24 protein-coding genes, 1 pseudogene and 1 other annotated feature are annotated in these 22,645 nt (G+C 26.2%); of the genes and pseudogenes, 2 read left to right on the plus strand and 23 right to left on the minus strand.

Annotated features, from left to right (window positions below; genetic code table 4):
- Positions 1–55: 55 nt before the first annotated feature.
- The 14 genes and pseudogenes from SCORR_RS04250 to SCORR_RS04315 all read right to left on the minus strand — a co-directional run bounded on the left by SCORR_RS04250 (position 56) and on the right by SCORR_RS04315 (position 13,983).
- A complete protein-coding gene (locus SCORR_RS04250) occupies positions 56–814 on the minus strand; it encodes a hypothetical protein (protein WP_094049479.1) in 759 nt (252 codons plus the stop codon).
- Position 815: 1 nt separating this feature from the next.
- Positions 816–1,691 (minus strand): translation elongation factor Ts, encoded by an 876-nt coding sequence (gene tsf / locus SCORR_RS04255; RefSeq protein WP_094049481.1) that lies wholly within the window; start codon positions 1,689–1,691, stop codon positions 816–818.
- Positions 1,691–2,584: a 30S ribosomal protein S2 gene (gene rpsB, locus SCORR_RS04260; RefSeq protein WP_094049483.1), complete on the minus strand. Its 894-nt coding sequence runs from the start codon at positions 2,582–2,584 to the stop codon at positions 1,691–1,693. Before rpsB ends, tsf begins: the two co-directional genes overlap by 1 nt.
- Before the next feature lie 220 nt (positions 2,585–2,804).
- Positions 2,805–3,326, minus strand: coding sequence for a ferritin-like domain-containing protein (locus tag SCORR_RS04265; RefSeq protein ID WP_094049485.1), 522 nt, complete (start codon positions 3,324–3,326; stop codon positions 2,805–2,807).
- A gap of 61 nt (positions 3,327–3,387) precedes the next feature.
- Entirely contained in the window at positions 3,388–4,251 is an 864-nt protein-coding gene (locus SCORR_RS04270) for a J domain-containing protein (protein WP_094049487.1), read from the minus strand.
- A 43-nt stretch (positions 4,252–4,294) separates the two neighbouring features.
- Positions 4,295–4,576 (minus strand): 50S ribosomal protein L27, encoded by a 282-nt coding sequence (gene rpmA, locus SCORR_RS04275; protein ID WP_094049489.1) that lies wholly within the window; start codon positions 4,574–4,576, stop codon positions 4,295–4,297.
- 1 nt (position 4,577) lies between these two features.
- The gene (locus SCORR_RS04280; protein WP_094049491.1) at positions 4,578–4,892 is read right to left on the minus strand and encodes a ribosomal-processing cysteine protease Prp; all 315 of its coding nucleotides are present in this window, start codon (positions 4,890–4,892) and stop codon (positions 4,578–4,580) included.
- Positions 4,893–5,217: 325 nt separating this feature from the next.
- A pseudogene (gene rplU, locus SCORR_RS05545) lies at positions 5,218–5,511 on the minus strand (50S ribosomal protein L21); the annotation flags it as partial.
- Positions 5,512–5,518: 7 nt separating this feature from the next.
- Positions 5,519–5,593 (minus strand) — a sequence feature (ribosomal protein L21 leader region).
- A gap of 77 nt (positions 5,594–5,670) precedes the next feature.
- Positions 5,671–5,862 carry a hypothetical protein gene (locus SCORR_RS04290; RefSeq protein ID WP_094049495.1) on the minus strand — a complete coding sequence of 64 codons (192 nt, stop codon included), beginning with the start codon at positions 5,860–5,862 and terminating at the stop codon, positions 5,671–5,673.
- Between the two features lie 117 nt (positions 5,863–5,979).
- Positions 5,980–6,849, minus strand: a complete 870-nt coding sequence (rsmI, locus tag SCORR_RS04295) for a 16S rRNA (cytidine(1402)-2'-O)-methyltransferase (RefSeq protein WP_094049497.1) — start codon at positions 6,847–6,849, stop codon at positions 5,980–5,982.
- A gap of 39 nt (positions 6,850–6,888) precedes the next feature.
- On the minus strand, positions 6,889–7,362 hold the full coding sequence (greA, locus tag SCORR_RS04300; RefSeq protein ID WP_094049499.1) for a transcription elongation factor GreA: 474 nt from the start codon (positions 7,360–7,362) through the stop codon (positions 6,889–6,891).
- 43 nt (positions 7,363–7,405) lie between these two features.
- Positions 7,406–9,166 carry an excinuclease ABC subunit UvrC gene (uvrC, locus tag SCORR_RS04305; protein WP_094049501.1) on the minus strand — a complete coding sequence of 587 codons (1,761 nt, stop codon included), beginning with the start codon at positions 9,164–9,166 and terminating at the stop codon, positions 7,406–7,408.
- A 45-nt stretch (positions 9,167–9,211) separates the two neighbouring features.
- A complete protein-coding gene (locus tag SCORR_RS05490) occupies positions 9,212–12,193 on the minus strand; it encodes a DNA translocase FtsK (RefSeq protein ID WP_211279176.1) in 2,982 nt (993 codons plus the stop codon).
- Between the two features lie 68 nt (positions 12,194–12,261).
- Positions 12,262–13,983 (minus strand): ribonuclease J, encoded by a 1,722-nt coding sequence (locus tag SCORR_RS04315; protein ID WP_094049503.1) that lies wholly within the window; start codon positions 13,981–13,983, stop codon positions 12,262–12,264.
- A 157-nt stretch (positions 13,984–14,140) separates the two neighbouring features.
- Between SCORR_RS04315 and SCORR_RS04320 the strand changes: the two genes are divergently transcribed.
- On the plus strand, positions 14,141–14,440 hold the full coding sequence (locus tag SCORR_RS04320; RefSeq protein ID WP_094049505.1) for a rhodanese-like domain-containing protein: 300 nt from the start codon (positions 14,141–14,143) through the stop codon (positions 14,438–14,440).
- On the opposite strand, the gene SCORR_RS05495 is transcribed toward SCORR_RS04320, so the two are convergent.
- Together SCORR_RS05495 and SCORR_RS04330 are read right to left on the minus strand one after the other, a co-directional pair.
- Positions 14,433–14,798: a hypothetical protein gene (locus SCORR_RS05495; protein WP_094049507.1), complete on the minus strand. Its 366-nt coding sequence runs from the start codon at positions 14,796–14,798 to the stop codon at positions 14,433–14,435. The two genes, SCORR_RS04320 and SCORR_RS05495, sit on opposite strands and share 8 nt — an antisense overlap.
- The gene (locus SCORR_RS04330) at positions 14,798–15,604 is read right to left on the minus strand and encodes an NAD(+)/NADH kinase (RefSeq protein WP_094049509.1); all 807 of its coding nucleotides are present in this window, start codon (positions 15,602–15,604) and stop codon (positions 14,798–14,800) included. The genes SCORR_RS05495 and SCORR_RS04330 overlap by 1 nt, the downstream gene beginning before the upstream one ends.
- Positions 15,605–15,693: 89 nt before the next feature.
- Between SCORR_RS04330 and trpS the strand changes: the two genes are divergently transcribed.
- Entirely contained in the window at positions 15,694–16,704 is a 1,011-nt protein-coding gene (gene trpS / locus SCORR_RS04335; RefSeq protein WP_094049511.1) for a tryptophan--tRNA ligase, read from the plus strand.
- Position 16,705: 1 nt separating this feature from the next.
- Here the strand turns inward: trpS and SCORR_RS04340 are convergent, their stop codons facing one another.
- From SCORR_RS04340 to serS, 7 genes are all read right to left on the minus strand, one after another.
- Positions 16,706–17,041 (minus strand): hypothetical protein, encoded by a 336-nt coding sequence (locus SCORR_RS04340; protein ID WP_094049513.1) that lies wholly within the window; start codon positions 17,039–17,041, stop codon positions 16,706–16,708.
- Positions 17,042–17,121: 80 nt separating this feature from the next.
- Positions 17,122–17,487: a 50S ribosomal protein L20 gene (gene rplT / locus SCORR_RS04345; RefSeq protein ID WP_094049515.1), complete on the minus strand. Its 366-nt coding sequence runs from the start codon at positions 17,485–17,487 to the stop codon at positions 17,122–17,124.
- 15 nt (positions 17,488–17,502) lie between these two features.
- A complete protein-coding gene (rpmI, locus tag SCORR_RS04350; protein ID WP_094049517.1) occupies positions 17,503–17,697 on the minus strand; it encodes a 50S ribosomal protein L35 in 195 nt (64 codons plus the stop codon).
- 24 nt (positions 17,698–17,721) lie between these two features.
- A complete protein-coding gene (gene infC / locus SCORR_RS04355) occupies positions 17,722–18,252 on the minus strand; it encodes a translation initiation factor IF-3 (RefSeq protein WP_094049519.1) in 531 nt (176 codons plus the stop codon).
- A gap of 661 nt (positions 18,253–18,913) precedes the next feature.
- Positions 18,914–19,450: an L-threonylcarbamoyladenylate synthase gene (locus SCORR_RS04360; RefSeq protein ID WP_157705396.1), complete on the minus strand. Its 537-nt coding sequence runs from the start codon at positions 19,448–19,450 to the stop codon at positions 18,914–18,916.
- Complete coding sequence (gene thrS, locus SCORR_RS04365) at positions 19,434–21,332, minus strand: threonine--tRNA ligase (RefSeq protein ID WP_094049523.1); 1,899 nt, start codon at positions 21,330–21,332, stop codon at positions 19,434–19,436. The genes SCORR_RS04360 and thrS overlap by 17 nt, the downstream gene beginning before the upstream one ends.
- 11 nt (positions 21,333–21,343) lie before the next feature.
- Positions 21,344–22,591, minus strand: coding sequence for a serine--tRNA ligase (gene serS / locus SCORR_RS04370; protein ID WP_094049525.1), 1,248 nt, complete (start codon positions 22,589–22,591; stop codon positions 21,344–21,346).
- Positions 22,592–22,645 lie beyond the last annotated feature (54 nt).

Consider the following 22,645-nt stretch of genomic DNA (forward strand, 5'->3'; position numbering starts at 1 on the left):
ATTATATTATATAACTAATAAAAACAAAAAAATGCAATAGCATTTTTTATTTTTATTATTCTTGTTCTTTTGAACTAGTTTCCAAATTTTCCTCAGATTCGGGGTCTGGTTCTTTTTCTTTTTCTTTTTCTAATAAGTCTTTTTTTGTTTGATCCTTTATACCTTTATTAGTTTGTTTTTTATCAAGTGTTTTTTGATATACAGCTTCTCTACTTTTCGCTTCTAACTCTGCAGAGTATTCTTTTTGATCAATATTTTCAATTTTTAAATTAGTTTCTTTTTCAATTTCTTGTATAATAAAAGCTCCTGTTAATGTATTTTTGTTATACTTAATTCTTCTATTTTTTCTTGTCCCTTCTAAGAAGTTGATGTACAAGTAATTTGAATTAGTATCTAATACAATTTTTGTAATACTAGAGTAGTTAATTTTTTCTGATAGTGTAACAATTTTTTCCCCATCAAATACAACCCAAATATATTGGCTATAACAAAAAATAACAAAATAGAACAACGCTGTAGATATGAAAGCTAAAACTAAGAAAGCTATTACGATAATACTATCTGTATTAGCATCTATTATGTCAGCCTTTATAAATACAAGAGATATTATTGAACATATAAGACCAAATACAATAACTAAATGAATTAATGAGAAAGACAGTTTACTTAAAAACTTTGATTTATTTTTAGTCTTTAGATAAAAAATAAAGTAATAGTACATTAATAATGTAGGTATACATATTATTAATAGACATAGGGCTGACATTATTAGCATTTGGTTACTATTTTTAAAATCCGCAAGAATATTTATCATATTAATTTCCTTTCAATTGAGCTGCTACTTCAGCAGCAAAATCAGATACAACTTTTTCAATTCCTTCTCCAACTTCAAATCTAAACATATTTAGTACTTTTGATTTATTGTTTTTTAAAAAATTACCTACTGTTTGTTTTTCGTCAATAACATATGATTGTTCTAGCAATGTTATCTCTGCTAATTTTTTGTTTAGTTTACCATTTAAAATATTTTGAGCAACATTTTCTGGTTTACCTGTTACATCAGTAGTTTCTTTTATTATGTGCATTTCGGCATCTTTGAAATCCTGTGGGACTTCTGAGTTTTCAACATATTTAGGTGACATAGCAGCAACATGCATACAGATGTTATATGCATCATCTTGAGAAATTGGTCCTTCAAAATTAATTAGTACAGAGATTCTTTTATTTGAGTGATTATACACCGCCAAATTTGAACCTTCAACACACCCTAATCTTCTTAAAGATATTTTTTCTCCAATTGTAGCCGTAGCTTCAATACAAGCTTCATTTATTGTTAGACCATTTTTTAATCTTAAATTCAATGCATCTTCTAATGTGTTTACATTTGAATTTAATATAGTATTAGAAATTTCTTCTATCAATGACATGAATTTTTCATTTTTTGATACAAAGTCAGTTTCTGAGTTAACTTCAATTATGATTGCTCTTTTACCATTTGAAACAGCTAACGAAACTCCTTCTGCAGCAACTCTATCTGCTTTTTTTGCTGCTTTTGCTAATCCATTTTCTCTCAGTCAAACGACAGCTTCATCAATATCGCCATTTGTAGCTTCTAATGCTTTTTTACAATCCATCATTCCAGCTGATGTCATTTCTCTTAACTTCTTGATTAAATCAGTTGTAACAGCCATTATTTACTCTCCTTAGTTTCTTCATTTACAGCTTCAGTAGAAGTTGTAGTTTTAGTTGTTTCACTATTTTCAGTAACACTTGTACGTTCATTATTTGAATTATGCCTTGGTCTTGAATCATAATTACTATTTTTATTATAATAATTATTTTCTCTTGGTTTATCTTCTTTCTTCTGAGCTACAAACTTCAATGAAGTTGGAGTTAATTTAATACCAGCAGCATCAGCATAAACTTCTGCAATATAATTAGTTATTATATTAACTGACTCTTGTAAATCATCGTTTGCAGGAATTACATAATCAACCATATCTGGATCAACATTTGTATCACATAATGCAATAACAGGTATTCTAAGTTTTCTTGCTTCTTTTACTGCAATTTCATCAGTTTTAGGATCAACAACAAACATAGCAGATGGTAACTTGTGCATTTGTTTGATTCCACCTAGTAAATTTTCAAGTTTTATTTTTTCTTTTTTAATTAAAATTTGTTCTTTTTTAGGTCTTAAGTTAATTTTTCCAGTTTTTTCTTCATTTTCAATATCTCATAAAGCCTTAATTCTTAGTGAGATTGTTTTCAGGTTTGTAAGTGTTCCACCTAATCATCTTGAGTTAATATAAAAATTTCCACTTCTGATAGCAGATTCCTTAATAGCTTGTTTAGCAGTTCTTTTAGTACCTACAAAAATTATTTTTTCTTTTTTTATCGCTAGTTGTGTAACTAATTTTTTTACATCTTCTAATCTTCATATTGTTTGTTGTAAATCAATAATATGATTTTTATTTTTTGAATTATATATATACGGTTTCATCTTTGGATTTCATCTTTTTGTTTGATGTCCATATTGTGCACCAGCGTCTCATAATTGTTCTCTAGTTAAATCTTTTATCATAATCTTTCCTTTTCTATAATTTGTTATACTTCCAATAAGTTCAAAATTTATCCACCTTTATTAAATTAAGGCACGAGGATAAAAAATTCCCAATTGTGTTTGCATACCCATTTAAAAATAATATACAACATATATAGTATAACACTATATTTTAATGTGTTTTCGAAAAATTAAATTCTAAATTAGTTTACAAAAATAAAAAAATAAACAATCAAATTGTTTATTTATGGGGTGCAAATGGATCAACTACAGGCTCTGTTTCTGGAGAAACTCTTTTGCCCGCTTCTTTATCCAATATATAATGGTCATTATTAGAAAGTTTCAATCCATCTATAATATCTTTAGTTTCTGATATTTCTTCATAAAAATCAATTAGAAATCAATCATAAAACTTGGCTGTTATATAGTCGCTATGTTCTGATGCTTTTTTATAAAGGTCTTCAGTTAATTTTGCAAAATATTCTCTATGTTTTTTATAAATTTCTAAAATTTGAATAATTGAGTCACAACTATTTTTTTCTATCTTAAAAGGGCTTATGACGAACTCTTGATCTCTATTTAATAAATATGACATAATTCTTCTTTGGTGTAAAAACTCATCTTGAGCCTGAACTTGAAAGAAGTGAGCAAATCCATTATACCCAAGTCTCATACACTCTTTACTTAAATCAAAGCAACAATATTGCATTTTTGCATGTTCTACAATATATAGTTCTAAATCATTTTTAATTTCTTGTTTCATTTCTTACCTCCTACTTGTAATATAATATCTTAGTACTTTATACTTGATAAGTCAATAAATTCTAGTTTTTTTCTCTAAATGAACTAATAATATCAAATGCATTATTTATTTCTGCCATTTTTTTCTTTGCATTATCTGATTTATTTTTATCTGGGTGATAAACTTTCGCAAGCTTTAAATATGTTTTTTTTATTAGAGAAAAATCATCCGTTGGTTTTACTCCTAAAATTTTGTATGCCTTACTCAACTCTTCTTGTTCATTTTTTAATTCTTGTTTATAATATTGTTTCTTAAAATTCTCCTCAAAACTTGACTTATAGTTAGTATCTACATTCTTATACTTTCTATAATCAAAATCTTTTTTTACCTCTTCTATAAGTATCTTAAGGGACTCACAAAAATCAACGAATAATTTATCGGTATGAACATCAATATCTTTGAATAGTGGATCACAAATATCATATTTTTTATAATTATCAATTAATAAAGGTAATAATTTCATGATAAAAAAACTGATATAAATATCGTAGCTTTTATTACAAAAATTCTTATAAATATTGATAAACTCATCGTCTGAAATTTTAATTTTATAATCAAAACAAACTACTTCTAAAAAGGAGAACAAGTTATATTCACAATTAGTTCAGTATTTATAAAATGCTTCTTGTTTTTTTAATAAATCACTTATTATATAACTATTCTTAATATATCTTTTAGTATTACTAAATTTACTTTTAAATGGAAAAAAATCAATTTTTTCTGAGATTTTTAATCTATCTAGTTTTATTATTCTTTCTGAGTTATTTTTTCAGGTTTTTTTATATACTTTTAGTTTTTTTTGTAGGTTTTGTTTTTTGTAATTTATAAAAATAAACAAAATCGCTAATATAATCAGGATTGTTATAACTATATAAATTACTGTCATAATAAATTTCCCCCTAAATGAAAAAAATACCTTTAAGGTATTCTTATTTCGGCATTACACTAACTTTAGTTCTGTTTTTGCCAAATCTTTGGTACTTAACTACTCCTGATACTAGTGCAAATAATGTATCATCTCCACCTCTACCTACATTTATACCTGGGTGAATTTTTGTTCCTCTTTGTCTAAAAATAATTGAACCGGCATTTGCAAATTGACCATCTGATTTTTTTGCACCTAAACGCTTTGATTCTGAATCTCTACCATTCCTTGTTGATCCAACACCTTTTTTTGAAGCGAAGAACTGTAAACCTAATAAAAACTTCATATTACTCACCTACCTTTTTTAAACTAAAATACTTTGGGTACTGAACGGCAACTGTTTCAAGCTGTATAAATATAAAACTTATCAACAATTGGATTTCACTACAATTATTTATTATATTAACACTTATTCTATTGTTATCTACAATTAATTCCAAATCATCTTTATATAATATATCAAAACCATTTAATGAACCAGAAACAATTGATGTTACTGCAGAACAAACAAGATCTTTATTGTATTTATCAAAGTTTGCATGTCCCTTTACATAAAAGCTTTGAAATAAATTATTTTTTATTACAAATTCTGACTTAATCATTTTATTTTTCGTCTTTTTTAGTTGTTGGTTTTTTTGCAGCAGTTGCAGGTTTTGCAGCAGTTTTTGGTTTTGCAGCAGTTTTTGGTTTTGCAGCAGTTGCAGGTTTTGCAGCAGTTGCAGGTTTTGCAGCAGTTGCAGGTTTTGCAGCAGTTGCAGGTTTTGCAGCAGTTGCAGGTTTTGCAGCAGTTGCAGGTTTTGCAACAGTTGTTGGTTTTGCAACAGTTGTTGGTTCTGCAACAGTTGTTGGTTTTTTTGTAACTGCTTCTAGAGACGAAACTTCTTTTTTGATGGTCGATTTCGGTTTAGAAGTTAAAACACCATTTAATGATAATTCATCAATTTTAACTTTTGTATATGGTTGTCTATGACCATAAATTTTATTAACATTTTTCTTTGGGTGATACCTAACAACTCTAAGTTTTTTTTCTTTACCTTGTTTAACGATAGTACCTGAAACAATAGCACCTTTTATAAATGGGTTACCTACTACTGAATCTATCATCAAAACTTCATTAAATAAAACTTGTTGTCCTTCCTCTAAATTCAACTTTTCAACATATATTTCGTCTCCTTGTTGAACTTTAATTTGCTTACCACCTGTTTTAATAATTGCAAACATTATATTTACCTCCGAATAGACTCGCCTTGTATGTGAATATAACTATTTCTTAAAACATACAAAAGAGCGGTTGAAACTTCAACCTAAATAATTTTACATTATTTTTTTGTTATTTTTAATAGTTTTTATATAAAATAAAAAATTAGATAAAAATCTAATTTAAACAATTGAACCTCAGTTTCAACTATGCTCTTTGTTTTTTGCTTCATTCAATTTAGTTCTATCAATTGATAAACTAGTGTTACCTATTTTCATGTCCAATTTATCAACATTATCAATTGATTTTCCAGCCAGAACCGCTGTTGTTATAGCACCAATAGTATCAGTTATAATTCCACCTTGCGCCTTCAAAATACTTGCAATACCTTCAAAAAAGGCTCCAGTGATACCAGCACCTGCTATTACACATCTTTTTTGTTCAATACTTAGTCTTTCTATATTATCACCCCTAATAATAAATCGACATATTTATTTTTTATATACTAAACTTGATACTTTATTTTTATTAATTTTATATTTTTTACTAATTATTTTAATAATTTCTTTATTAGTGATATTTTTATTGGTTAAAACACAAATTTCCTTTTCAATATTTTCCATATTAATTTCAAATAATAAGTTATCTTTATTTACATTAATTAATATACAAAACTCCCCTTTTTTTATAAAATTTTCCGAGTTAACATAATCTTTTACCTCTTCTAAATTACCATAAATAAATTGTTCGTTTATTTTAGTTATTTCTCTTCCAATGACAATGTTTGTATCACTACTTAAAAATAATGATAAGGAGTTAATTCTATCTACAATTCTATGAACAGACTCATAAAAACAAATAACTCCATCAAATGTATTTACAACATTAATTATTTCTTCATTATTATTCTTATTTTTTAAAAAGCCTAAAAATATATTATCATTCGCTAAAAAACCACTTACTATTAATGAATGTATATACGCCGGGCCAGCATTTACAGCAGTAATGTTTATATTTAAGTTATTTTCAACTATTTTATTAATTAAATATTTACCTGGATCTGATATACAAGGTACTCCTGCGTCGCTTATTATAGATATTGTTTTATATAATTGAATATCCTCTTCGAATTTATTATATACTTCAAGTTCATTATACTTATGTAATGAGCGTAGATTAGTTGTTATGTTATAATGGTTCAATAAATTAACACTCACTCTTTTGTCTTCACAAAATATTACATCAGACTTTTTTAAAATCTCTATTGCTCTAAAGGATATATCTTTTAAATTCCCAATTGGAGTACCAATTAAATAAACAGTTTTTAAGTTATTTTTGAATGTATTTTGAACTCTTAGCATTATTTCTCCTAAATAAAAAAACCTTATTTAAGGTTTCTATTATTTTATATCTTTTATTAAAATTTTATATGGTTCTTGTAACTCTCTAACTTCACAAATATCATTAACATTTTTACCTAGCATTGCTTTTGCAATTGGAGACTCATTTGAAACCTTTAATTCAAATGGATCTGCCTCGATAACCCCAACTATTTTGATTGTCATTTCTTTTTTTGTTTTTTGATTTACAAATGTAACTGTACTACCAACTTTAATTTCTTTATTCTTTGAGTTTGATTTTTCGATGATTTTTGCTTTGGAAAGCATAGTTTCAATTTCTTTTATCCTTGCTTCAACTTCTGCTTGTCTATTTCTTGCAGCATCATAATCAGCATTTTCAGAAAGATCACCTTGTGCTCTTGCTTCAACAAGTTCTTCAATTACCTGAGGTCTAGTAACATTAATAAGATTTGCAAGCTCTTTTTCTAATTCTTCTCTACCTTCTGAGGTTAAAATTATATCTTTATCAGTCATTTTGAACTCCTTTTACTAACTATGTAATTATACATTTAAAAAATTAATTTTTTTTGTTTTTTATGAAGTTTAATAAGTTCTTACAAGTAGTTTTATTATTTACAACTTTAAGTAAATCTTTTTCACTTAGATCATAGAAATCTTGTCTATTAGAATATCTCTCATTTATTTTACTAATTAATTTTGGCCCAACCCCAGCGACATCCATTAACTCATCTTTTATTGTACCTTTCAACTTTCTATTTCTAAAACCACTTATTGCAAATCTATGAACTCTATCTTGAATTTTTTCAAGAAATAAGAATACTTCGCTTGTTTTATCAATATATATCTCTTCTTTATTATAATTAAATATATACTCAGTCTTATGCTTTTGATTTTTAACTAAACCAATAACAGGTATATGAATATCTAATAAATCTAGTTGTGAATTAGCAGCATTAACTTGAATTTTTCCACCATCCATAATTATTAAATCCGGTAAATTTTCAGGTTTATTAAGATCCTTTTGATATCTTCTATAAACCATGTTTTGCATTCTATGATAATCATCTTGATTATCTATGTTTATATTAAACTTTCTAAAATCATTAAAGCTTGGCAAACCATTTTTAAAGACAACCATTGCACCAGTTACATATTCATCTAAAATATTGGCAACATCAAACATCTCAATATGATAAGGGAATCTCGGTAAATTCAAAAGTGATTGTAGGGAATTTAAAAGTTCTTCATATATAATTGATTTCTGACTTTTATATTTAATTTTCTCTATTAGAAATTCTTTAGCGTTTTCTTTTGCTAATCCAAGTAAATTATTACTTATTTCATCATATTTTTTTGATATTTTTGTTCCAAAAAATAAAGATAAGCCTCCTAATACAAAGTTTGATGGAAGTATTATTAAATCAGGAATCATATTTTTTTGATACACTTGCATAACAAAACTCTCAAAAAGTTCTTGAACATTATCTACATCACTCTCAAATACCATACTATCTTTGGATATTAATTTTCCACTTCTATAAAAAAGGACTGCAAATGATATATAATTTTCTTCAAAATAATATCCATATATATCTTTATTAAAGGCCTCTCCAAAGTCAACATATTGATCTTCTGTTGTAAAACCTAGATTATTTATAATTTCCTTGATTCTTTGTGCTTCTTCAAATTGTAAATTATCTGATGCTTTTATCATTTTATCCTTTAGTATTTTTTTAAACTCTTCTCCTCCTTGATAAAACACTTTTTTAACATTATTGATTTGATTTACATAATAATTAGGGTCGACTTCTTTGAAACATGCACCAGAACATTGCTCAATAAAAAAATTTATACAAGGTTTTCCTAGATTACCCTTACACCTTCTAAGGGGGTATATTCTCTCTAGAGTTCTTAAAATATTTCTAGCACTTGAACCATCTGGCAATGGACCAAACGATATTTTATTTTTTGCATCATAATTTCTAGTAAAAATATATGTGGGATCTTTTTCATCAGTTATTGCTATGTACGGGTACTTCTTATCATCATTTAGTATTACATTAAACCTTGGTTTATACTTCTTAATTAAGTTTTGTTCAAGTATTAATGCTTCTTTTTCATTAGCAGTTATTATCGTTTCTAAATCTCTAACTTCCCTTACTAGTTTTGTAGTCTTAAAGTTATGCGCCTTGTTAAAATAACTAGATACTCTTTTTTTTAAATTCTTTGCTTTACCAACATATATAACTTTTTTATTCTCGTTAAAATAAATATAACAACCTGGCTTATCTGGTATACTTTTTATTTTATCAATCATAAAACACCTCCCTTTATCAAAAATAAATCAGACTGATCTGATTTATTAATACATATCTTCGTTTTTAATAAAAACCTCTCTTGGTTTAGCTCCATTTTGTGGACCAATTATTCCACTCATTTCAAGTTCATCGATTATTTTTGCTGCTCTGTTGTACCCAATACTGAAACGTCTTTGTAGTAAACTTGTTGAAGCTTTTTGTTCTCTAACTACAAAATCTTTGATTTCATTAAACATTGGATCTTTTTGCATTGATTGAGTATTATTTAATGTACTATAATCTTCTTCTAATGTCAAGAATTCCTCGTCAAACATTTGTTGTTGTTGTAATTTACAATGAGAAACTAAATTCTCTATTTCTTTGTCACTTATAAAAGCACCTTGTGCTCTTGTTAATAAATTACTTCCAGGCGCCATGTATAAAAGATCACCTTTACCTATTAACTTTTCAGCTCCCATTGAGTCAAGAATTGTCCTTGAGTCTATTGAAGAAGCAACAGAAAAAGCAATTCTAGTTGGAATGTTGGATTTAATAACTCCTGTTAAAACATCTGTTGATGGTCTTTGTGTAGCTACTATTAGATGAATTCCTGCAGCCCTTGCCATTTGAGTTAGTCTCATTATTGAGTCTTCTACATCTTTTTTATTAGCAGTCATCATTAAATCTGCAAGTTCATCAATAATTATTACATAATAAGGTAGCTTATTTTCAACTTTATATTGTTTAGAATTATATCCCTCAATATTCTTAGTACCGGCACTTGTAAATAAAGCATATCTTCTGTCCATTTCACTAATTACTTTTTTAAGTGCATTATTAGCTAATGTCATATCACTAATTACTGGTGCTAGTAAATGTGGAATTGATGAGTATATTGACAACTCAACTTTTTTAGGGTCAATCATTAAGAACTTTACTTCATGTGGTTTTGCCCTCATTAAGAAAGAACAAATAATTCCATTAATCATAACAGATTTTCCACTACCAGTTGAACCAGCAACAAGTAGGTGAGGCATCTTATCTAACTCTCCAAATAATAACTCACCCATAACGGTTTTACCAATTGCGAATAATAATTTAGAGTTTACTTTTTGTATTGGTGCCTTTTCAATTACGCTTCTCAATCCAACAACCATATTTTTATCATTAGGGACCTCTAAACCAACTGCAGGTTTACCTTGAATTGGTGCTTCGATTCTTAAGCTTTGACTTGCAAGAGCAAGTTTTAAATCATTTTCTAAATTGGTAATTGAATTTACTTTTGTACCAGCAGAAGGTTGAACTTCATACTTTGTAACGCTTGGCCCAATATTAATATTAGATACTTTAGCATTAACACCAAATTGTGTAAAGACACGTTCTATTAACTTTGCTTTTTTGTTTGCATAATCTCTTAATATTTCATACTCTTTTTGGTTTTGATTATCAGGTTTCATCAAATCAATAGATGGTAATTTATACATTTCATTTACGTATAATTTTTTAGCTGCTAATTTACGTTTATCAATTTCGACTTGTTTCGCATTTGTGTTTGTATGATTAAAACTATTTTGTCCATTTATTATAGACCTTGCAAAAACATCTTGGATTGGTGAAGTGTAATTATTGTATTTATCGTATTGTTTTTGATTATTTTTTTCTTCTATAGCATCATTAATAAATTGATCTAATGTTATTTGTCCACTTTGATCTAAGTGTTCATTTTTATCTTTAGACTTGTTATACTTTCTTAGCTCTGCGGCTATTTCTATAGTTTGTCCATTACCTCCATAAGGAGTTATTCTAGATTCTAAATTGAACATTCTTCTTGCTTCTTCATTTGTTTTACTATTCCTATTATTTGTAATCTGATTTTCACCTACAATTGGAACAAAATTATTATTTATTGGTATTTCTTGATAGTGGTTAACTTTTTGTTCATAAATATTATTATTAAAACTTTGATTATTACTTAAATTATTAATTTCGTCTAAATTATAATCGTTAACTGGATTATGCCCTCTATTAGATTCATAATAATTTCCTTGATTATAATTGTTGTTTTGATTAGAATAGTCATAATTATTATTTAGTTCAGAGAAATCTCCTTTATAAAAGTTTTCAGCTGTTTGATCATAAATATTTCTTTTTTTCTTTTTATTAAAACTCGGAAGTTCAATAGTAATATCAGATTCCTTAATTGAAGATAAAATTTGTCTTTCATCAAATGTTTCATTATCATCAACATTTATTAATGTAAAGATATTTTTTATACTTCTTTTCTTTTTTGTTCTAGATTTATCATTACTATTTAAAACATATTTATCTCTTAATGATAATATTCTTAACCTACTTGTTTTTCTTTTATGTTTGGGTTTAAAAATATAAAACGGGTCTCCTGTGAAAATTCATAAGGAGTTAATAGTCATAAATATTATAGCTATTATTAATCCACCATAAATTGTTAAATAAGATGATATTCCACATAAAATAGTTCCAATAATTCCTCCACCAGCTCAAATGGTAAAGTAACTGTTAGGATCAGAGATAATAAAATTATGTGCTGTATTTCATAAAGAATTTGAGTATCAATTATTTGTATATGACTTAATTGAATCTACTAAAATCGACTTTGTTCAAAAATGTTCAACTACAAATTGTGAAGATTTTGTTGCATAAGCAACTATAAACAATATCGAACTTATAAGTCAGCATAATACTACAAATGTTAAAAAAACCATAGCTAAGAATCTTTTCTTTGCTTTAAATTTAATTCCAAAGTATATTGAAAAGGCAATTATAAATATAAGCAAATACAAAAAGTATTTGAACCAGCCAAATGGATAAGTAAAAATTACATCATCTAAAAACTGACCAACAATTGTTATTCTACCAACTGAAAAGATATTTAGAAAAAATAAGAGCAGAGCACTTATTATCCACGAAACTGAGTCAGTTCTTCTTTTCTTTTTGTGAACAGTAAAAGCGGTTGTTCTATCTGAGTTATTATTTTCATTATTGTTAAAGTTGTCCATTAATTCACCCATATTGCCCTTTTTAATATTTTATTACAAATTCTAAGTAAATACTTATCATTTAATAAATATTAACTTATTTATGTATTATTATATTTTTGTCTTACTTTAGGTTCATAATTAGAATTTGTTAATTCATTTACAATTACAAGTACTATTGGTTGTTTGCCAGTTTCTTGTCTAAGAATAGATCTTACCTTTGAAACTATATCCTTTTTTATTTGGTTTAAGTCAAATGAGTCTGGTTTAATTTTTCATTCTTCTCTTGCTTTATTAAGAATATCAACTATCTGTTTTTGCATTAGTTTAAATATTGGGTTATCGTCAACAATATAAACAACACCTCTCATTTGAATATCAATTAATGAGCAAAGTTCCTTAGTCTTATCATTTAAATTTGCACCAATAATTACAGCACCATCAGTAGCTAACTGCTTACGCTCATTTAAGACAATAGCGCCAATATCTCCTGCACCAATTCCATCTACAAAGATATCTGCATTTTTAATTTTTTGATTTGAAATAACTAACTTACCATCATGATTGATCTTTAAAACTTGCCCATTTTTTATCAATGCAATATTTTCTGGTATCACTCCTGCTTCAATTGCTGCTTGTTCTGCTGATAAAAAGTCTTTGTGTAAACCTTTAACTGGAATGAATGACTTCGGTTTCATTATCCTTGTCATAAGTTTTATATCTTCATAACTAGCTCTCATTGTCCATATGTTTCTATCAGATAGAGAAATAAGTTTAGCATTAGTTCTGGCTAACTCATCTAGGATTTCTGCGTGTCTTTTTTCAACACCAGATGAAGGTGGTGTTGCTAAAATAATTGTGTCGTTTTCTGTAAATTCTACTGTGTCATCATTTCCTGCTGCTATTTTTGCTAATCTTGAATAAAGTAAATCACCTGCACCAGTTATTAACAATATTCCATCTGTTGATTTCATAAATTCATCAGTTGTAATAATATTTTCTTCATAGAATTTTAAACTTTCTTGTATAGTTTTTGACTCTAGTACTTTCGCTATTGTTTTCCCGTATATTGCAATTTTTCTATCATTTTGTTTTGCTTGATTGATTATTTCAAATAATTTAAAAACATCTTCTTCAAATAAACCAAGTATTAATCGTTTCTTCTTATCCTTCATTGGACCAGTAATGAATTTTTCAATTCTATGATTTGGTACTGTATAACCATTTCTTGACGCAAATTCTGAATCACTTATTAATGATAAAACCCCTTTTTTTGATATTTGTGTTAAATGATTCATATCAGTAGAGAAATACGATTGCTCTGTACCGTCCATAATATAGTCACCAGCATAAACTATACTTCCTACTTTTGTGTGAATTGCAAAACCAAAAGACTCCGGAAACATTGAAGTAGTTCTAAAAACTTCTACACTTACATCTTTATCAAACTTTAAAACATCTTTATCTTTTATTATCTTAAAATTATTTTCCCTATTTTTGATTCTATATTTAAGATTTCTATATTTTAAAACAATTGTAGTTAATTCATTACAATAAACCGGAACATCAATATCTCTTAAAATATAACTAATAGACCCAGCGTTACTTGAACTTGGATTTGAAATAAATATACCTTTTATTTTCTTAACATTCTCTTTTAAAAAATCAAAGTTTGGTATAACAACATCGATACCTAATACACTTCTTTCAGGAAATTTCATACCTGAATCAAAAATAAATAATTGTTCCCCAACACTAACTATAAATAGGTTTTTACCTCTTTCATCTTGACCACCTAAGGCCATAAATTTAATTTCTTCCATTTTATCTCCTATCTAAATAAATAATTTATTATATTCTAAAATTTTATTTTTAAACAATATTAATAAATTATTAATAATTACAAAAATATTTAAAAAGCCCAATTTATATTTATTATACACTTTAAAAAATATAATATTAATACATAAGGAGCAAAAAATGATTTCACCAGAAGACTATAACAGAGTAAAAGATAAAGTTATAACAATTGATGTAAGAACAAAAAATGAATTTGAAATGCTACCTCATTTTGATTGAGCTATTAACATTGAATTTAGTGAATTCATAAGTAACTATGAACACTATTTAAGATTATATAATCCTGACAACAAATTAATAGTAACTGTTTGTAACGCCGGTAATAGAAGTGGACAAACATCACAATTTCTTAAAGAAAAAGGTATAGACGCACTTACATTACAAGGCGGTATTTATAATTATAAAAGAAAGTTTAAATAATTTCATCAGAAAGTTGATTATTGAGCTTTTTATAAAAAAGTTTTATATTAAAGCCCTTTATCTCAAGAATAATGAATTCATCGCTTAGCGTGTATTTAAACTTAAAATATTTTAACTTATTTTTATTTACTAAACTTGTTGATAGTAAATAAATTTTATTTTCATCTACTTTTTTTATGTTTTGAATACCACCTAAACACTTTAATATATTTTTGTAAGTAAACGCATTCTCATTATTTTCAAGTTTATATTTTTCATATTTTAAAACATTATATTTACGCAAGTTTAAATAAATAATTAATATAATTAAAAAAATTAAAAAAATTATTGAAAACAAAGTTAACAAAATAACAAGCATTAAGAGCGCCCTTCTTTATCTTTTATAAAAATATCTCTTAATATTTCTATATCATTTTTTAAACCTTCTTGTAAACAAGAGATAACTTTGATAGTAACATTAGAAAGTCTTATATTAATAGTTTTATCAATAACTTTATGTCCATTAGTGTCAATTATCATTAAATCATCAGATGTACTTTCTAATTTTAAACTTAATTCAAAATTTTTGTCTAAAATTATAGGAGAATTTAAAGTACGAAATTTATTTGTACTTACAGGTATTAGTTCTTGTAATTGATAAATACCACTATTTCTTGGCAATATAACAGCTCCACCCGCTGATTTCATATAACCTGTACTACCATTAGAAGTTGATACAACAACACCAGTACCATGAAATCTTTCTAAAAAGTTGTTATTCACAAATATTTCAATATATATAGGTTTTTTTTCGTTTATTATTTTAAGTTCATTCACAACAAGTAGATTTTTATTATCATTATTAACCTCAAGCATTTCAAAACACTGAGAATGGTAATTATTTTTCTCAATTAATTCTAATATCAAATCTAGTTCGTTTATTCTATTTTTATTAGTATAAAAACCAATTCCTCCTAATTTAAAGGGGACAAAACTTACTTTATCTATAATACTTTTATACTTTGATACCGCTTTTAAAAAGGTACCATCACCTCCAAAAATAAATACAAAATCTGGTCTATCGTCACTTTTTTTCCAACCTCTATCGTTTAATTTCTTTTCAAAACTTTTTATTTTATCTTCAGTTTCTTTATAGTCGTTATTAATTAAGTTATATAATTGCATATTTATTTCCTTTATTATTTTATTTTACTCACTTTTAATTTAAAAATAAATGACTGTATAATATAAAATATAATTTGAGGAGAAATATAATGAAAAGTAAAAAAAGAATGGTTTCCGGCATTACAGCTACAGGAACGGTAACATTAGGAAATTATATTGGAGCTATTAAGAATTTTGTAAAATTACAGGAAGAATTCGAAATGTATATATTTGTTGCAAACCTTCACGCCATTACCACCCCAATCGATAAACTAAAGCTCAGGGAAAATATTAAGAGTATGGCAGCCTTATATTTTGCATGTGGTCTTGACCCTAATAAAGTAAATGTATTTATACAAAGTGAAGTACTTGAACATACTCAACTATCATGAATCTTAACTTGTAATAGTACTATTGGAGAACTTAATAGAATGACACAATTTAAGGATAAGTCGCAAAAACAAAAAAATAAAAATCGTACTGATTACATACCAACAGGATTATTAACTTACCCTTTATTAATGGCAGCTGATATATTATTATATGAACCAGATTATGTACCTGTAGGTAAAGATCAAAAACAACATATAGAATTAACTAGAAATTTAGCAGAAAGAATGAATAATAAATATGGAAACTTATTTAAAATTCCTGAGGAATATATACCAGAGGTTGGATCAAAAATAATGGATTTACAAAATCCAACAAATAAAATGTCAAAATCTTCAGAAAATCCAAAATCATACATTTCTTTACTTGATGATATAAAAATTGTAGAAAAAAAAATAAAATCTGCGGTAACTGATTCAGAAAACTTAATTAAATATGACCCCATTAATAAACCAGGAGTAAGTAACTTGATTGTTATTTATTCATCTCTTGCAAATAAATCAATTAAAGAAGTAGAATTATTTTTTTCAAACAAAGATTATGGTTTCTTAAAAAATGAAGTCATTAAAGTAGTAAGTATTTTATTAAAGGAAATACAAGATAAGTATTATAACTTAATTAATTCAAATGATATTGAAACCTGATTAGAGAAAAGTGCAAATAACGCTAGATATCTTGCTAGAAAAAAAATGAGTAAAGTTATGGATAAGATAGGTTTAAATTATAAATAAATTATTTATTATAAAAACTTTCGTCATACATTCATCTTAGGGATTTTATTTTAAGCAATAATTTTGAACAATTTTGTTTTGGTCTAATTTCTTTGCAATTATTATGGATAGCAACAAAGTTATTTTTATCAAGACTAAAATTCTTTAAATCTATTATTTCTATATTTCAAGGTAAATCTCCTTTCATTAGATTATCCTTTAACATATGAAATTTACAAATAAAACACAGTCTATACTCATTTTCTGGTTTATTATCTAATTTTGGTGCATTATTTCAGGCTGCATCGAAATCTTCTAAATTGAATTCAATTATTCCTTTTTCATCAATTTTAGCCATATTTTTATCCTCCTCTTTTATAATAAACAAAAAATATCTTTAATTACACATATTGTATTTAAAGATATTTTATTATTTTATTATTTTTTAGCTTCTAATGCTTTTTTTGATGTTTCTACTAACATTTCAAATTGCTTAGGTTCATGAATTGCTAATTCTGATAACATTTTTCTATTAACTTCAATCCCTGATACTTTAAGACCATTCATAAATTTTGAATAACTCAATCCAAGTGGTCTAACTGCAGCATTAATACGGATTATTCATAATTTTCTAAAATCTCTTTTTCTTAGTTTACGACCAACAAAAGCATACGCCATAGAACGAACTACTTGTTCATGAGCTTTTTTGTAATGTGACTTTTTAGTTCCATAATAACCTTTTGCTCTTTTGATTCAACGCTTTCTTCTTGCTCTTGTAACTTTACCAAATTTTATTCTTGCCATAAATATACTCCTTTATTAATTTTGTAATAATCCATCTAATCTTTTTAGATCACTATCTGATATAAATGTTCCTTTTTTTAAATGACGTTTTTGTTTTGTAGACTTGTTTTGAGCAAGGTGAGATCTATAAGCTTTTGCTCTCTTTAATTTCCCTGCTCCATTTTTTTTAACTCTTTTTGCTAAAGCGCTTTTTGTTTTCATTTTTGGCATATGTATTACTCCTTTTTGTAAATATTAAGGTTTCTTAGGCACAATAAACATATCTAAGAATCTAGTGTTAAGTTTTGCTTCCTTTTCGACTTTTGCAATATCTTCTACTTTTGCAAAGAATTTCTTTAGAGTCTCTTTCCCTAATTCTTGATAAGTGATTTCTCTACCTTTAAATTTAAGCGAAACTTTTACTCTGTCTCCTTCTAAAAGGAACTCTCTAGCTTTTCTCGCCTTAGTATCAAGGTCATGTTCACCAATACCAACTGTTAGACGTATTTCCTTGTTTTCAACTTTTACTTGATTTTTTTTATTCTCTTTTTGTTTTCTTTTTTGCTCGTATTTATATTTACCGAAATCAAGTATTTTAGCTATTGCAGTAGAACTATCTTGAATACCAACTTGTAATAAATCAAGTCCTTGGTCTTCAGCCATTTTTAAAGCTTCAAACTTATTTAAAGGTCCTATTTTTTGACCATCTTGATCAATTATTAGGATTTGTCTTGCTCTTATGTCTTTGTTTACAAAGTCACTTTTATTGCTTTTTATTTCTGCCATTTAACCTCCAAAAAATAAAAAATGTGCCTTAAAAAACTAGAAGCACATTAAACTATTATTTTACGTATAAAAAATATAGTTATACCATTTCCTATCAGTTATGGTGAGCATGTGCGCTACTTTTTTAACATTATTATTATAATATTTTTAACAAGAATGTAAAGTAAAATAGTTATTTTTTTAAACTTTTACTATTTTTATATCTTTATTTTTAAAAAACTAAAGCAATAAGATTCATAAATAAATAACTACCCAAAAATATAAAAAAGATTCTATTAAATCACAATTTATTAATATAAAAACAACCAATAAATAAGGGTAATTAGTTTTACAAAAAGATAATTAAAATAATGGTAATTGAAATGAATGCACATTGGGAATACTATTATCAATACGAAAAGCTATTAATATGAAAATACTAACATTTCTTCCATTATATATTTATGAATTAAAATAATTAATCAATAAACATGTTATTAATATTTAGATAGAAATACTTAGATAAATAGATGGTATTTTATTTGAAGATAAATATTCATTTTCTTATTAAAGTTACATAATAATATTTTTCTTTATTATAGTAAACGTAACAAAAAAATATTTCTATATACAATAATATTTATTTTAGGATTTTAATAGTTTTAATATAATAAGATTTAATTTAATCTCTTATTATATTTAATTCAGGGTCTAATATTATTGATGGTTTATTATTAAGCGTTCCAACCCAAAAAATTTCATTTATATTTTTTTCTTCTTTAAAAGCTAATAATTCATCATAATTTGATAAAAATTTTCTTCCTGAAATATTGACACTAGTTGATATTATAGGACCAACTTTATCAATAATTAATTTAAGGTCTCTTCTTTTGGGTATCCTAAAACCAATCATTTCTTCATTTTTTGTTTTTAATAAAAGAGTTGTCGGCCTATTTGACGATTTTAAAATTGATATTTGCTTCAAATTAACCTCTACACCTAAATCTCTGATTTGGGAAACTTTGGAAATAAGCACAATTAATTTCTTAGACTCATTACTACTTTTGATTCTATTAATTTTTGTAACATTATTTAAGTTGTATTTTAAACTTAATCCATAAATAGTATCTGTCGGTAATATTATTGGAAGATCTTTTTCTAAATAACCAATTGCATACTTTATTTGATCGCTGTTAAGTATATTATTTCCTGTTTTCATATTCATCAACAATTTTATTAACAAACTCTTCAAGACTTATTTCTATTAATTGTTCACTCTTGTAAGTTCTATAAGTGATTGAGTTGTTGTCAAGTTCTTTTTGACCAATAACTACTATGTATGGTGTTTTTTTTGTTATTGCATTACGAATTTTATTATTCAATCTGTCATCTTTATCAGAAATAAAACATCTTATTTTTTTAGAGTGTAAAATTTCTTCTACCTTTTTACAATACTCAATATATTTATCTGAAACTGGTATTAAAGATATTTGTGTAGGACTACATCATAATGGTAAAACACCCATGGTTTGTTCTAATAAAATAGCAACAAATCTTTCATATGTACCAATTAACCCTCTATGAATCATTATTGGTTTTTCAGCCTTACCATCACTATTAATATATTCTAATTTAAACTTCTCAGGAAGTAGAAAATCTAATTGTATTGTTGAAACAGTTATTTCATGACCTAGGGCAGTTTCGACTTGTATGTCTAATTTAGGTCCATAAAAAGCAGCTTCACCAATCATTTTCTTATAATCAAGTTTCAATTCATTCAACATATCTTCCATTTGTTTCTCTGCATTGTTTCACATTTCATCATTATCATAATAGTTAACTTTATCTTCTTTATCTCTCATTGATAATGATAAATATTTAATTTTTATATCAAACTTTTCTAATACTTCTACAATTAATTTATAACAGTTTATAAATTCATCTTTTAGATGTTCTGGCATAACAAAGATATGAGAGTCTGTTAATTCCATTGCTCTAACTCTTTCAAGGCCTGTTAAAGAACCAGAAAATTCATATCTATGTTGAATTGCATGTTCTGCAAATCTTAATGGTAAGTCCCTATAACTTCTTATTTTTGATTTATAAATTGAAACATGATGTGGACAATTCATAGGTCTTAAAACTAGCGTTTCATTATCAGGCATATTGATTGGTGCAAACATATTTTCGCGGTAGTGGTTTCAATGACCAGATGTTTCATATAAATTTTTTGAACCCAAAACTGGTGATTCTATTTGTACAAACCTATACTCAAATTCTTTTTCCATAAGAAATTTTTTAATTTCTTGTTTTAAAATTGCGCCGTTTGGTAACCAAAATGGTAATCCTAATCCAATTAATGGGTCAATATTAAATATTTCTAAGTTTTCATTAATATATCTGTGGTCTCTTAATCTTCTTTCTTCAATAGCTTTAACTACTTTTGCAAGCATTTTTTTATCATTAGCAACAACAAAATCTATTTTTTGTAACATTAATTCAGAAGCATCATTGTTGAAATATTCACCAGAGAGATTTAATATTTCTAAAGTTCTTATATTATATTTATCTAATATGATTGGGAATCTAACAATAAATATATTACCACCAACTTCAACAGATGGATAACTAACAACATCATAATTAAGTTTTTGTTTTAGCAAATTAAATTTATAATAGTTACTATATTCTTTTGCATAGTTAAATTGTATATCCTTTTTAGTAACTAATTCTATAAATGCTTTTTTTATATTCTCTAACTCTTCTTTTTTCACTCTATTATCTGAGTTAAAAACAATACTACAAGTTTCATCATTTATATCATTTCTTTGTATTGATATTTCAACATTACTAAAACAGTTTGTTACACTAGCTTCCATAAAAAGTTTTGATAAATAATTTATTGATTTTTTAATTAGATTTTCATTTATTTCAACTAATTCTAAATTACAACTTTTTACAATTATAGCCTCATTTGGTAATATTTGATCATTAATTTTTACTACATATTTGTTGTGATCTATTTTGTTTTTTTCTAATAAATCGCTAATTTTAATTGGGGAGTCAATTTTAAACTCTTTAGATCCAATATTTATTTCCATAAATTCTCCTTCTATAAATATTCTTTGTTTTCAAAATATGGTCTTAATACTTCTGGCAATTTTAATTTTCCATCCTCATAATAGTTTTCAAGAATTGCTGCAAATAATCTATCAATAGCAAGCCCTGAACCATTTAATGTATGAACGAACATAGTGTTATCATCTTCCTTATACCTTGTATTCATTCTTCTTGCTTGGAAATCGAGACAATTAGAACATGAAGATATTTCTCTAAACTTTTCCTGGGCTGGAAATCAAACCTCTAAGTCATAAGTTTTTGTAGAGCTAAACCCAATGTCTCCTGAACATAATTTTATTACTCTATGTCTTAAATTAAATAACTTTAGTATATCTGACGCATTTTGCATCATTTCTTCTAACTCTTTAAATGAAGTTTCTGGTTTTACAATTTTTACCATTTCAACCTTATTAAATTGATGCATTCTAATTAAGCCCTTTGTATCTTTACCAGCGCTTCCAGCTTCTTTCCTAAAGCATAAACTATTTGTTGTTAAATAAATAGGCAACATTTTGCTATCAATAACCTCGTTATTATAAATATTTGTTAAAGGTACTTCTCCTGTTGGAATTAAGTATTGTTCCCCTGTTTTAAAAGCATCTTCTTCAAACTTTGGTAATTGTCCAGTTCCATACATTAAGTTTGGGTTAACAATTACAGGAACAGATAACTCTTTAAACCCATTTTTTATATGAAAATCTAACAAAACTCACCCTAATGCTCTAATTAACTTTGCCCCATTTTCTTTATAAACAACAAATCTTGAACCCGAGAACTTTGCTCCTAATTTAAAGTCAACTAAGTTAAGCTTTTCAGCAATATCCCAATGATCTATATTTTTTGTTTTTCATAAACTAGGTTCTCAACTAAATAATTCAACATTATCATCTTCGTCATTTCCATCGGGTGTGCTATTGTCTAATAAGTTTGGTAAAGAATTTAATATTTTATCCATACTTTCTTTAATTTGTTTTAACTTTTCAACATTACACTCTAGTTTCTCGTTAATTGACTTAACTTTTTGTTTTGTCTTTTCTTTTTCATCTTTATCTAATTCGGAAAAACTATTTGAAAGTTTATTTCTTTCAAATCTAAGATCATCAACAATTTTTTGTAAAGACTTTCTTTGAGTATTTAATTCTATAACTTCATCAATTTGAGTCTTGTAACTTTCATTCCTTCTTGAAAGGTTTTTTTTGACCTCTTCCTTATTTTCTTCAATATACTTTAAGTCTATCATTTATATTCTCCTTTAAATCTAAATAACAAAAAGTTTCACGTTAATGTATTTCCA

This window comes from Spiroplasma corruscae (assembly GCF_002237575.1).
Classification (GTDB): domain Bacteria; phylum Bacillota_I; class Bacilli_A; order Mycoplasmatales; family Mycoplasmataceae; genus Spiroplasma_A; species Spiroplasma_A corruscae.